Source organism: Kitasatospora viridis (assembly GCF_007829815.1).
Taxonomy (GTDB): Bacteria; Actinomycetota; Actinomycetes; order Streptomycetales; family Streptomycetaceae; genus Kitasatospora; species Kitasatospora viridis.
Genome location: NZ_VIWT01000004.1, coordinates 195,562 through 207,706, shown reverse-complemented (window position 1 = coordinate 207,706; position 12,145 = coordinate 195,562). Strand labels below are relative to the sequence as shown.

Below are 12,145 nucleotides of genomic sequence, written 5' to 3'. Positions count from 1 at the left end.
GACGTGAACACCCTTGCCGTGGTGCCCCAGGCCGCCGTGGACCGCGCCCTCGCCGCCCTGGCCGGGCAGTCCAGGACCGTCGTCGAGCAGGTCTACATCCAGGCCGCCAACGGACAACTCGTCAACCCCGACAGCCTGTTCCTGCGCCCCGACCCCGACCCGGCGCACCGCGAGCGGATCATCGCCCTGCCCGCGTACGTCGCCGGCGGCCCTGTCCCCGCGATGGGGATCAAGTGGATCTCCAGCTTCCCCGGCAACCTCGACCTCGGCCTGCCCCGCGCCTCCGCGCTGATCGTGCTCAACGACCTGCGCACGGGCTTCCCCGTCGCCGTCCTCGAAGGCGCGCGGATCAGCGCCCACCGCACGGCCATGTCGGCGGCGGTCGGCGCCCGGGCGCTCTCCGGCACCACCTCCGGCGCGGTCAAACTCGCCGTGATCGGCACGGGTTTCATCGCCGACACCACCGTGCGCACCCTGGCCGCCGACGGCTGGGAGTTCGCCACCATCGCCGTCCACGACCTGGACCCGACCCGCGCCGAGGCGTTCGCCGACCGCTGCGCCGAGCACGCGGCCCGGGTGGAGGTGGCGCCGGGCGCGCGGGAGGCCGTCGCCGACGCCGACCTCGTCCTGCTGGCCACCACGGCCGTCGTGCCGCACCTGTCCGAGTCGAGCTGGTTCAAGCGGGGCGCCGTCGTCCTGCACATGTCCCTGCGCGACTTCACCCCGGAGGCGATGGCCGGCGCCGTGCACGTGGTCGACGAGGTCGGCCACGCCCTGCGCGAGCGCACCTCGCTCGGCCTCGCCGTCGACGCCGGCCTGGTCGAGCGCGACGACATCCGACCGGTCGGCGACTACCTCCAGGGCAAGGCCGAGCCCGACCGCGACCGGCTCGCCGTGTACTCCCCGTTCGGCCTCGGCTCGCTGGACATCGCCATCGCGGGCCTGGTCCTGGAGCACGTCGCCCCGACCGACGAGATCACCACCGTGCCCGACTTCTCCAGCTGACCCTCCGTCGCCCTGACGGGCCGTCAGCCATTCGGTGGCGGCCCGGGGGTCCCGGCGTGCCCCTCTATCGCTGGCAGGTGCATGGCGAAGATAATCGCGTGTCCGCGACGCGAGTGCCGCGGAGAGGGAGGGACTCATGAGGCGAGTGAAATCAAGGACCGGAGTGTGGGGCGGAGTCCTGGCAGCCGCCGCGCTGACCTTGGGCTCGATGCCGGCCGCTGCCGCCGCGGCCGGCGTGGCAGGCGCGGCGGTGTCGCCCGCCGCGGCGGACCAGCGCGTGATCGTGGTGCTCGCGGACCAGCACCAGAACCTGCCGGACACCCGGGCCGCGGCGGCCGCCCGTGGCTCGGCGGTGGCCGCGTCGCAGGCGCCGGTGATCGGCGCGCTGCACGCGGCCGGCGCCAGGGACGTCCACGCGATGAGCGTGCTGAACGCGGTGGCGGCCACCGTGTCGGCCCGTCAGGAGGCCGCGTTGCGCGCCGCCCCGGGCGTTGCCGAGGTGGTTCCCGACGCCGCGATCAAGCTGCGCGGCCGGCCCGCCGGGCCCGGACCGTCGGCCACGCCCGGCGGCGCCCCGGGCGGTCCCCAGCCACCGGTCGCGCCGCCGCCGGGAGCCTGCGCGCCGGCCGGCGGGGTGCAGCTCGACCCCGAGGCGATCGAGGCGGTCCACGCGGACTCCGACGACCCGCAGGCGCGGACCGCGCGCTCGCTCGGCGCCACCGGCAAGGGGGTGACGGTCGGTGACATCGCCGGGAGCATCGACGTGAACACCCCGGAGCTGGTCCGCGCCGACGGCACCCACGTCATCGCCGACTACAAGGACTTCACCGGCGAGGGCGGTGCCGTGGAGTCCGAGGACCTGGAGTCCTTCCTCGACGACGGCATGATCGCGGCGCAGGGCCGGCAGGTCTACGACCTCGCCGACTACACCGCGCACCCGCTGGCGCAGCCCTGCCGGATCCGGCTCGAAGGCGTCGCGCCGCAGGTGACGCTGGACGCCTACAAGGTGTACGCGGCCAACGACTACACCACCACCTCGGCCTTCCTGGAGGCGATCGACTACGCGGTCGGCACCGACCACGTCGACGTGTTGAACGAGGAGGCCGGCTCGTTCCCGATGCCCGACATCAGCGCCGACCTGATCAAGCAGGCCAACGCCGACGCGATGGCGGCCGGAGTGACCGTCACGGTGCCCTCCTACGACGCGGGTCCGGAGAACACCATCTGGTCGCCCGCCTCCCAGCCCGGCGTGATCTCCGTCGGCGCGTCCACCACGTTCCGCTCCTACGCCCAGGCCGACTCCGCCGGCTACGACGGCATCGGCGCGCGCGGCTGGGTCAGCGACAACATCAGCTCGCTCTCCTCGGGCGGCGCGACCGAACAGGGCCGCAGCATCGACGTGGTGGCGCCGGGCGACCTGGACTGGGCGATCTGCACGGCCGACAAGACGATCGCGCCGGACTGCCTGAACGCCCAAGGCCGGCCGACCGGGGTGTACCAGTCCGGCGGCACCAGCGAGGCGGGACCGCTGGTCGCGGGCGTGGCCGCGTTGGTGATCCAGGCGTACCGGGACGCGCACGGCGGTGCCACCCCGACCCCGCAGCTGGTCGACCGGATCGTCACCGGCACCGCCGACGACCTCGGCGTCGTCGCCGCGGAGCAGGGCAGCGGCCTGGCCGACGCCTACCGGGCGGTCGAGGCCGCGCGCTCCGTGCGCACCGCCGACGGCGCCCCGCAGCCGGTCGGCGACACGCTGCTGGCCGACACCGACCAGCTCGACGCGACCGGCAACCCCGGCGGCACCGCGCCGTTCTCGCTGAACCTGACCAACACCGGCCGTGACCCGCAGTCGGTCTCGCTCACCGCCCGCACGCTCGGCCCGAACCGACCGGTCGACAGCAGGACCGTGACGCTGGCCGACGGCGGGCCCACCTACCTGGACGCGTCCGGGCTGACCCACAACACGGCCCGCTTCACCTTCACCGTGCCCGCCGGCGCGGACCGGCTCGACGCGAACATCGCCTACCCGGGCACCAGCAGCCGGCAGGCGGCGGACCTGACCCTGCTCGACCCGAACGGGCGGCTCACCGGCTACAGCCTGCCCCAGGGCAACGGCAACCACGGACACGTCGACCTGCGCGCCCCGGCGCCGGGGGAGTGGACGGCGGTGATCACCGACTTCCTCGGGAAGCCGGTCACCGGTCCGGCGGGCTACACCGGCCCGGTGGGCTTCGCCGCCACGGTCGCCTCGTTCCACGCCCTCGGGGCGGTGAGCCCGTCGCGGGTCGTGCTGGCGCCCGGCGCCTCGACCACGGTGCGCCTCAGCGTGCCGCTGCCCGCGCAGCCGGGCGACGAGAGTGCCTCGCTGGTCATCGACTCGCCGCAGTCCGGGGCGAGTTCGGTGCCGATGACGCTGCGCTCGGTCATCCCGGTGCACGGCGGAGTCGGCCGGTTCGGCGCGGATGTGATCGGCGGCAACGGCCGTGGGCAGGTCCCGGCCCAGACCCTCTTCTACCAGGTGAACGTGCCCGCCGGACAGTCGGCGCTCGACGTGCGACTGGCCCTGGACGGCGGGGCGACCGACCCGTTCACGGCCTACCTGGTCGCGCCGGACGGCGGGAACCCGGCGCGCGCCGGCAACCAGGTGCTGGTCGGAGCACCGGGCGCGAACCAGGCCGTGGTCGCAAGCTCGGCCGCGCGGCTGCACGTGCTCACGCCGGCCGCGGGCTCCTGGACGCTGATCGTGACCTTCGACAACCCGGTGACCGGGAACGCCCTGTCGACCCGGCTGGAGGGCACGGTCGACTTCGCGCCGGCCGCGGCGAGCGCGACCGGGGTGCCGACCGGTGGCGTGCTGGCCGCCGGCACCTCCCACCTGGTCGCCGTCACCGTGCACAACGACTCGACCGCCGTGGAGTCCTACTTCCTCGACGCCCGGCTCGACCAGCGGGCCACGGTGCCGCTCAGCTCCTTCACCCCGTCGAGCGGGCTGGCGCTGCCGCTGGCCGCGACCGCCCCCGCGCCGCAGTGGATCGTGCCGACCGGCACCTCGCAGCTCGTCGCGACGGCCGACTCCACGGCGCCCGTGATGTTCGACTTCTCACCGGTGAACGGCGGCCCCGACCTCGCCTCGACGCCCGATGGCAACGCCGCCTACGGCAGCTACGCGGCGCCCGAACTCACCCAGGGCGACTGGGACATCGTGCCACAGCCGTCTGGTGCCTTCGGGGCGGGCGCGGCGCCGGCCTCGGTGGCGAGCCTGGGCCTCACCGCGACCACCCGCGCCTTCGACCCGGCGGCCAGCTCGCCCTCGGGCGACCTGTGGGAGCTCGGCGTGCACCCGGCCGCGTCCTTCAACCCGGTGGTCGTCCAGCCGGGCCAGAGCACCACGCTCTACCTGAACGTCGTCCCGAGCGGTCCGGCCGGCAGCACGGTGTCCGGCGACATCTACCTCGACGACTCCAGCTCGCTCAGCCAGAACGGCTACACACCGACGGGAGACCAACTCCTCGCGTTCCCCTACCACTACACGGTGGGCTGACGCGCCGTCCGCCGACCTCGCCGGGTCAGCCGCCGGTGGGGTGGCGGGCCGCGGCGTCCGGGGCCGGGGCCGGGGCCAGCGTGGCCTCGGCCCCGGCCCGTGCGTCGGGAAGGAGGCGGCGCAGACTGACCAGGTAGCCGACGGACAGGCTGACCGCGACGCCGAGCGGCACCAGCCACTGGGCCGCCAGGGCAGCGGACGCACCACCACCTGCGCCGGGCACGTCGATCCGCACGTCGTGCACGGCGTACGCCATCGCGGCGATCGTCGCCAGGAACGCCACGACGGCGTCGGGCTGACGGGCCCGCCGGACGATCCGGCCGAGCAGGAAGGCGCCGAGCAGCGCGCCGTAGGTGTAGCCGGTGATCGTCAGGGCCGTGAGGTAGACGTTGCCGCTGCTGGTGCTGAACGCGCAGGCGAAGAGCGCCATCAGCGCCGCCCACACCAGGGTCGTCGCCCGGGCGAGGGTGAGCAGGGACCGGTCCGACGGGGTGCGGCGGGAGAAGCCGCGGACGATGTCGGCGACCGTGGAGTTCGCCATGGAGTTCAGGGCGGCGGAGAGCGAGCCCATCGCGGCGCCGACGATCCCGGCCACCAGCAGGCCCGAGACCACGACGGGCAGCCCGTGCAGGATGAACTGCGGGTAGAGGCCGTCGGTACTGGTGAGTCCCAGCTCCTTGAAGGACTTGCCGTGGTTGCGGGACCACAGCAGCGCGCCGGCCAGCGAGAAGGCCGCGAACTGCAGGGTGACGAAGAGTCCGGAGGCGATCATCGCCTTCTGCCCGTCCCGCAGGGAACGGGTGGCGAGGATCCGCTGGACGATCAGCTGGTCGCAGCCGTGGCTGGCCATGGCGAACACGGCGCCGCCGACGATCGCGGTCGGCAGCGCGAACGGGCTGGTGAGGACGTGGGCCAGGCCGAAGTCGGTGTCGAAGAGCGCGAACTTGCCCGCCCGCAGCGCCCGGGCGTAGCCGGCGCCACCGACCTGCGCCGACAGCACGGCGATGGCGAGGACGGCGCCGCCCAGGTACAGGCCCATCTGGATGGCGTCGGTCCAGATGACCGCCGCGATCCCGCCCAGGTAGGTGTAGGCCACCGTCGCCAGGGTGACCCCGAGGATGACGGCCCGGAAGCCCGTGTGCAGGCCGAACTCCTCCAGCAGCAGCTTGATCGGGATCGCCGAGGCGAACAGCCGTACGCCCTCGGCCAGCAGACGGGTGGTCAGGAACGCGACCGAGGCGAGGCCCTGCAGCACCGGGCCGAACCTGCTGCCCAGGTACTGGTAGGCGCTCACGAAGCCGCCGCGCTTGTACAGCGGGATCAGCGCGAACGCCACGACGACCCGGCCGATGACGTAGCCGAGGGCCAGTTCGACGTTGCCGAAGCCCTGGCCGCCGTACGCGCCGCCGGGCACGCTGATCACGGTCAGCACGCTGGTCTCGGTGGCCACCACCGAGAACGCCACGGCCCACCAGGGCAGGTGGCCGTCGCCGACGAAGTAGCCGCTCGACGTCCGCTGGCGGCCGGCCAGCCGCAGCCCGGTCACGGCGACCACCACCAGGTACCCGACCAGGACCACGAGATCGAGCCAGCGCATCCGCACTCCAGGAGGAACGGCCGGCGACACCGGCGGCCGACGCCATTTGACGGAGCGTAACCCGGCGCCGGGCTCAGCCGGCCGCGACCGGGCCGTTTAGGGTGGGCGGATGGACTCCCAGAGCCTCCCCGACGGCCCGGCCGCCGTCCGGCCGCGCGGTGCGGTGGCGATCATCGCCAATCGGCGTGGCCAGCTCCTGATGCACCTGCGCGACGACTTCGGCTGGATCGCCTGGCCCAACCACTGGAGCCTGCTCGGTGGCGGCTGCGACCCCGGCGAGACTCCGGGCGAGGCCATCGTCCGCGAACTCGCCGAAGAAGCCGACCTGGTGGTCCCGCAGCTGTCCGAGCTCTTCGAGCTCACCGCCTCCTGCGAGTCCTACGACTCCGGACAGATCCTCACGTTCTTCGCGGCCCGCTGGGACGGTGACGAGACCGCGCTGCCGCTCTCGGAGGGCGTCAAGGTCCAGTTCTTCGACCCCGAGCAGCTGGCCCGGCTCGACGTCCCGCCGCTGATACGCGACGGCATCCACCGCTACCTGGCCGCCGGGATCCGGTGACTCAGCAGCGCGACCCGTCCGTGCTCCCCGGCCGCCCAGCACGAACCGTCCTGGGCGACCGACACCGTGTCCAAGCCCCGATCGTCGAACCGGGTCCAGCCGGCGCCGTCGTCCACCGAGTAGTCGCTGCCCCCCGGACCGACCACGACGAACTCGTGACCGGTCCAAGTCGCCCCCGATCGGTAGCCGTTGGGAGCGTTGCCAGCCACGGTTCGCCAAGTGATGCCGCCGTCCGCGGTGGTGGCCGTCAACCGTCCCCCGCGGGACTGGTCGCGGTAGTCACCTCCGACGGCCACCCCGATCGCCGCGTCGCGGAAGGCGAGGGCGAAGATCCCGGCATCCGGCGCGGACCGGACCGGGGTGTCGGCCGCGCTCCAGGTCCGCCCTCCGTCGTCGGACCGGAACACCCTCGCGCGGGCTGCGCTGCCGGTGGCCAGCCAGTGGAGTCCGGCGCGACCGATCAGGCAGGTTCCGCTGGCGGCGAAGGCCACCTCGCCCGCGAGTGCGGCCGGTAGTCCGGCGGGGTCGACCTCGTGCCAACTGCGCCCGCTGTCGGTGCTGCGCAGGATCCTGAAGCGGCCGTCGACCGGATCGGCGACGGCGAGTCCGTGGCTGTCGTCCCCGAAGGTCATGCAGTTGTAGAAGGCGGCCGGGTCGTGATTGCGGAAGGCCTCGCTCCAGTGTTCGCCGGCGTCGTCGGTGCTGAGGATGCGAGCCGCATCGCCGGCGCCGAAGGACAGGACGACGGCGTGGTGGGCGTCGAACGCCTTGATGGACCGGAACTGAAGGGCCCGACCGTCCGGCGGTCCCACGGACTGCCAGCTGTCACCACCGTCCTGCGTGCGCAGGACGACGCCATCGGCCCCCGCCACCCAGACGGTCCGCCGGTCGACGGCGGAGAGACAGCGCAAGCGCACGTCGGTTCCGCGGGTCGTGTCCTGCCAGCCGGGCGGGCCGAGGAGCGGTGCAGGATCGCCTTGCCCCCGTGTGGTCTCCACGTTCACCTCGAATCAGATCGGGCCGGAGTCACGCTTCGATCGTGACCAGCTTCTCGAAGACGAACTCATGACGCAGGTACGAGGTGCTGTACTCGTTTCCCGCCTGCGGTGGCATGAGTTGGGAGCACTGGATCATGCGCCAGCCGGCGGCGAGCGCGTCGGTGCCGGTGGGGTAGGGCGGCTCGGTGCCGTCCCCGGTGGTGGGGGTCGTCCGTGCGGTGCCGTCGTAGCTGGACCAGGCCACGACGTCCGAGTCGAGGGCTGACGAGGAGAGGTAGAGGAAGAGCAGCTGCTGACGCACTGCCTGCTGCGCGGGGGAACTCACTGGACACTCCGGTTCGATGGGTCGGTTCCGTCGGTTCCGTCGGATTTGTCGGCGCCGTGGCGCGGGTCAGCCAGCGGTGGTCACGACGACCCGCTGCGGTCGGTTGGAAACCCTGGTCACCCAGTAGTCCGGGTCGAACGAATCGTCTCCGGTGAGCGCGCGCCACAGCATCACCCGGTTGTACAACTCCATCTTCCCGGCGGAGCCTTCGTACCACGGGTAGTGCGTGCGGAGCTCTGCCGCCACCGCGGGGTCGTGCAGGTCATCGGTGTTCCACAGGCGCAGCTGCCGGACCGTCGGGTTGAAGCGGATCTTGAACATGTAGCGCGGGAGGTCGCTGTCGTTGCGACGGCCGCCGTGCCAGATGCCGTGGTGCAGCAGCAGTACGGTCCCGGCCGGGCAGGTCATGCGGTGCTGGCCGCGAAGGTTCTGGTAGCGCCCGATGTCCGTCTCGATGGTCCGGCGCAGATGGCTCCCCGGGATCAGCAGCGTGCCGCCCATCGCCAGGGTGACCTCGTGCGGAAAGTACATGAGGGTCACGTCGAAGGCGTCCGTGCGCACGTCGACGAGGACGTCGCTGTGCAGGAGTTGGGCGCGCTCCTGGTGCGGCGGGCGGATGATGACCGTGGAGAAGTCGTAGGTCGGCTCCGGTCCCACCAGGCTGTGCAGCGCGCCGGCCACCGGCGCGACCGCGAGCAGCCGACGAGCGAGGGAACCGCTGGGGAACGCCTCGTCGACGCGGACGCCGTGGGCCGCGCGGGGGATGCCGGCGGGGAGGGCCTCCAGGGCCTCGGCGTTGAGCTCCTCGGGAACCACGCCGTCGAGCTGGAGGAAGCCCTGAGCGACGAAGCGAGCCATCTGCACGGAAGTCAGGAGGTGTCGGCGGTCGGAATTCACGTCTTCGCAGTTCCTTCCTACGGAGGGTCTTCTGGTGGGAGTGCTCGAATGGCACGGGCAATACGGCGGCGGAATCAATCCGCCGGCCGTCGAAGAACAACTCGGACACCCGTGGCGCTGATTCCGATCGGGGTCCGGGATTTCGCGGCACTCACCCGCGCCGCGTGCCATGGCCGCTTCGGGAGTCCGCCCGCTGTGCGGGTCAGCAGGATCCATGACGCCTCATCAGTGTAGGTTCTCGACCGGTTCGTTGGAAGGTGTGGTGCGGGAACAATCGTGCGGAGAACCGGTGTCATGACGCTCCAATGGCCGGCCGCGAACGCGGTAGGATCCTCGTCGTGACGAATTCCCCCGTTCGCGTTCGAATCGCGCCGTCTCCGACGGGAATGTTCCACGTCGGCAATGCCCGCTCCCTGCTGCTGAACTGGATGGTGGCACGACAGTCCGGTGGCACCCTCGTGCTCAGGATCGAGGACACCGACGCCGCACGCAGCCGCCCCGAGTGGAACCAGGGCATCCTCGATGCCATGGCTTGGCTCGGCGTCGGCGCCGAGGAGTACGAAGGGCCCTACTTCCAGACCGAGTACGCCCATCACCACCAGGAAGCCGTCGAGAAGTTGCTGGCCGAGGAGAAGGCCTACTTCTGCGACTGCACGCGTGAGCAGTTGGCCGAGCGCAACGGTGATTCGCGGCTGGGTTACGACGGGTTCTGCCGGGAGCGCGGCCTGGAGCGGGCTCCCGGTCGGGCGGTGCGGTTCCGCACGGCGGACGAGGGCGAGACCGTCGTCACGGACATCGTCCGGGGCACGCCCACGTTCCAGAACTCGACCATCGAGGACTTCGTCATCGCGCGTGGTGACGGTTCGTCGGTATTCCTCCTGGCGAATGTCGTGGACGACATGACGATGGGTATCGACCTCGTCATCCGCGCGGAGGAGCACCTGTCCAACACCCCGAAGCAGCAGATGCTCTGGGAGGCGCTCGGAAAGCCGGTGCCGCAGTGGGCGCACGCCCCGATCCTGGTCAACGAGCAGCGGCGGAAGCTCTCCAAGCGTCGTGACCGCGTGGCCCTGGAGGATTTCCGGGACGAGGGCTACCTTCCCGAAGCGATGCGCAACTACCTGATGCTGCTCGGCTGGGCGCCGGCCAACAACCGGGAGATTGTTCCCTGGTCCGACATGGAGGTCGAGTTCCGGCTGGAGGACGTCAATCCCGCGCCGGCCTTCTTCGACGTCAAGAAGCTGCGTGCGTTCAACGGCGAGTACATCCGGGCGCTGCCCCTGACGGACTTCATCGCGGCCTGCCAGCCCTGGCTGACCGGCGACCGGGCACCGTGGCCGAGCACGTCCTACGACGCCGCCGCCTTCGCGGAGGTCGCCGAACTGGCCCAGACCCGCATCACCCTGCTCAGCGAGATCGTCCAGAACGTCGACTTCCTCTTCCTCGACGAGCCCGTGGATGACCAGCAGGCCTGGGGCAAGGCGATGAAGGAGGGCGCCGCCGAGCTCCTCAAGGACGTGACCGTCTCGTTCGAGTCCGTCGCCTGGGAGGCCGGCGCCCTGAAGGCGGAGTTGGAGCGCATCAGCGCCGCCCGGGGCCTCAAGCTCGGGAAGGCACAGGCCCCCGTGCGGGTGGCGGTCACGGGTCGGACGGTCGGTCTGCCGCTCTTCGAGTCCCTGGCCGTGCTGGGCCGGGAGCGGACGCTCGCGCGCCTGGGCGCGGCGCTGTCCCGGCTGGGTTGAGCGAGCGGCCCGGGTGGGGTGCTGGACACTTTCCAGCACCCAGCACCCCGCCCGGGTCAGCAGCACCCCACCCCGGTCAGTCCTTGCCGGGAACGAGCCCGGACAGCCGCACGGTGACCCGGGTGCCGAGGCCGGCCGGCTCCTGCCAGGAAGTGCCCTTGTAGTGCCGGGAGAGGCGTTCGATGACCTCGTCGGCCCCCGCCTCGACGAAGCTCGACGTCCCCCGCACCTCGACGCTGCGGTACATGTCGCCCGCCGGGTAGACCGTCAGCGAGGCGTGCGGGAAGGCCGCCAGGTTCCGGTGCTTCGGGCGCCCCTGAGTGGTCGACATCAGGATGTCGTCGCCGTCGGCCACGGCCCAGACGACGAACTGCTGCGGCTTCCCGTCCGGCCGCACGGTGGCCAGCACCGCCGTGTTCGGTCCGGCCAGGATCTCCCGCAGCTGCTGGAGTACAAGTGTCATGGCTGCCTCGCTCGAAGTGGGTAGGGGCGCGCGGTCGCGCCGGTCGGAGACGAACGCCTGCATGGCGGCGACCGTGGTGAGTTCCTGCACCAGTCGGGGAGTGAGCTCGAAGCCGAAGGCGCCGGCCAGGTCCAGCAGGATGGTGATGTGCTGCATCGAGCTCCAGCTGCCGTCGGTCAGACCGGCTGCGCCGCCCAACTGGCCCGGCGGAACGCCGATCACGGCCGCGACGACCGCAGCCACCTCGCCCGTCGGCGGTTCGACACGGTTCAGTGCAGCACCATGCACTCCCGGTTGCGCGCGAACCACGGATCCAGCACCTCCTTGAAGTGGTCGAGGGTGAAGGCGGAGATCCGGGTGAGCCCCACGTCCGTCCGACGGATCGCACCGGCGCTCTCCAGCACCTCGCCCACGACGCCCGCGTGCAGGTCGACGCCCGGTCGGCGCACGTGGCACTGCCAACTGCGGGTCAGCACCTCGCCCGCCAGCCGTACTTCACCGCTGACCTCCTGCCAGGTGCGGTAGGGAACGTCGTGGCGCTCCTCCAGCCAGTGCACGTGGGCGACACCGTCGTGGAAGCTGGAGCCGAGCAGCAGGACCGTGGCGCCGATCTCCACCAGGTGGTCGAAGACCGATCCCGGCCCGAACGCGGTCGGCGACGAGATGCCCGCGATCGCTGCGGCGTCGAGCCCTTCGGCGCAGACGGGGTTGAAGGGCGGCGCCCAGGTCCGCCGGGTGTCCGGGCCGGTCCGGAAGAGCTCGGAGAGGATGCCCGACCGGGACGGCGTGCCGGTCACGTCGAAGACGCCCTGGTACCTGAAGCCCGGGTGGAAGCTGGGCATCACCAGCGTGCCGGACGGGCCCACCACGGTGCGCAGCGCTTCGAGCACGAGCCTCGCCGGATCGGCCGTGGTGGCCAGACCGGCCAGTCCTGCCGCCACGTAGACCGTCTGGCCGGGGGCAACGCCCACCGTGCGCAGCGCCGACACCAACTGCGCCGAGGTCACGGCGGGGAGAC

10 protein-coding genes are annotated in these 12,145 nt (G+C 72.0%); 4 read left to right on the top strand and 6 right to left on the bottom strand.

Features of this window, described 5'->3' with window-relative positions; genetic code table 11:
• Window positions 1–3: 3 nt before the first annotated feature.
• Together sbnB and FHX73_RS34625 are read left to right on the top strand one after the other, a co-directional pair.
• On the top strand, window positions 4–1,005 hold the full coding sequence (gene sbnB / locus FHX73_RS34630; RefSeq protein WP_145909964.1) for a 2,3-diaminopropionate biosynthesis protein SbnB: 1,002 nt from the start codon (window positions 4–6) through the stop codon (window positions 1,003–1,005).
• 163 nt (window positions 1,006–1,168) lie between these two features.
• On the top strand, window positions 1,169–4,546 hold the full coding sequence (locus tag FHX73_RS34625; protein WP_145909963.1) for a S8 family serine peptidase: 3,378 nt from the start codon (window positions 1,169–1,171) through the stop codon (window positions 4,544–4,546).
• Window positions 4,547–4,571: 25 nt separating this feature from the next.
• Here the strand turns inward: FHX73_RS34625 and FHX73_RS34620 are convergent, their stop codons facing one another.
• Window positions 4,572–6,143, bottom strand: a complete 1,572-nt coding sequence (locus FHX73_RS34620) for a sodium:solute symporter (protein WP_145909962.1) — start codon at window positions 6,141–6,143, stop codon at window positions 4,572–4,574.
• Window positions 6,144–6,252: 109 nt separating this feature from the next.
• Here FHX73_RS34620 and FHX73_RS34615 point away from each other — a divergent pair, with 109 nt between their 5' ends.
• On the top strand, window positions 6,253–6,702 hold the full coding sequence (locus FHX73_RS34615) for an NUDIX hydrolase (RefSeq protein WP_145909961.1): 450 nt from the start codon (window positions 6,253–6,255) through the stop codon (window positions 6,700–6,702).
• On the opposite strand, the gene FHX73_RS34610 is transcribed toward FHX73_RS34615, so the two are convergent.
• The 3 genes from FHX73_RS34610 to FHX73_RS34600 form a co-directional block, all read right to left on the bottom strand.
• On the bottom strand, window positions 6,678–7,619 hold the full coding sequence (locus FHX73_RS34610) for a WD40/YVTN/BNR-like repeat-containing protein (RefSeq protein WP_145909960.1): 942 nt from the start codon (window positions 7,617–7,619) through the stop codon (window positions 6,678–6,680). The genes FHX73_RS34615 and FHX73_RS34610 overlap by 25 nt on opposite strands.
• 109 nt (window positions 7,620–7,728) lie before the next feature.
• Window positions 7,729–8,001 carry a hypothetical protein gene (locus FHX73_RS34605; RefSeq protein WP_145910340.1) on the bottom strand — a complete coding sequence of 91 codons (273 nt, stop codon included), beginning with the start codon at window positions 7,999–8,001 and terminating at the stop codon, window positions 7,729–7,731.
• Window positions 8,002–8,091: 90 nt separating this feature from the next.
• Window positions 8,092–8,883 carry a phytanoyl-CoA dioxygenase family protein gene (locus FHX73_RS34600; RefSeq protein WP_145910339.1) on the bottom strand — a complete coding sequence of 264 codons (792 nt, stop codon included), beginning with the start codon at window positions 8,881–8,883 and terminating at the stop codon, window positions 8,092–8,094.
• Between the two features lie 344 nt (window positions 8,884–9,227).
• Between FHX73_RS34600 and gltX the strand changes: the two genes are divergently transcribed.
• Window positions 9,228–10,664 (top strand): glutamate--tRNA ligase, encoded by a 1,437-nt coding sequence (gene gltX, locus FHX73_RS34595; RefSeq protein WP_145909959.1) that lies wholly within the window; start codon window positions 9,228–9,230, stop codon window positions 10,662–10,664.
• A 76-nt stretch (window positions 10,665–10,740) separates the two neighbouring features.
• Here gltX and FHX73_RS34590 read toward each other — a convergent pair whose 3' ends face one another.
• Both FHX73_RS34590 and FHX73_RS34585 read right to left on the bottom strand, forming a co-directional pair.
• Window positions 10,741–11,370, bottom strand: a complete 630-nt coding sequence (locus FHX73_RS34590; RefSeq protein ID WP_145909958.1) for a PPOX class F420-dependent oxidoreductase — start codon at window positions 11,368–11,370, stop codon at window positions 10,741–10,743.
• A gap of 26 nt (window positions 11,371–11,396) precedes the next feature.
• A complete protein-coding gene (locus tag FHX73_RS34585) occupies window positions 11,397–12,134 on the bottom strand; it encodes an AAC(3) family N-acetyltransferase (RefSeq protein WP_170305209.1) in 738 nt (245 codons plus the stop codon).
• Window positions 12,135–12,145 lie beyond the last annotated feature (11 nt).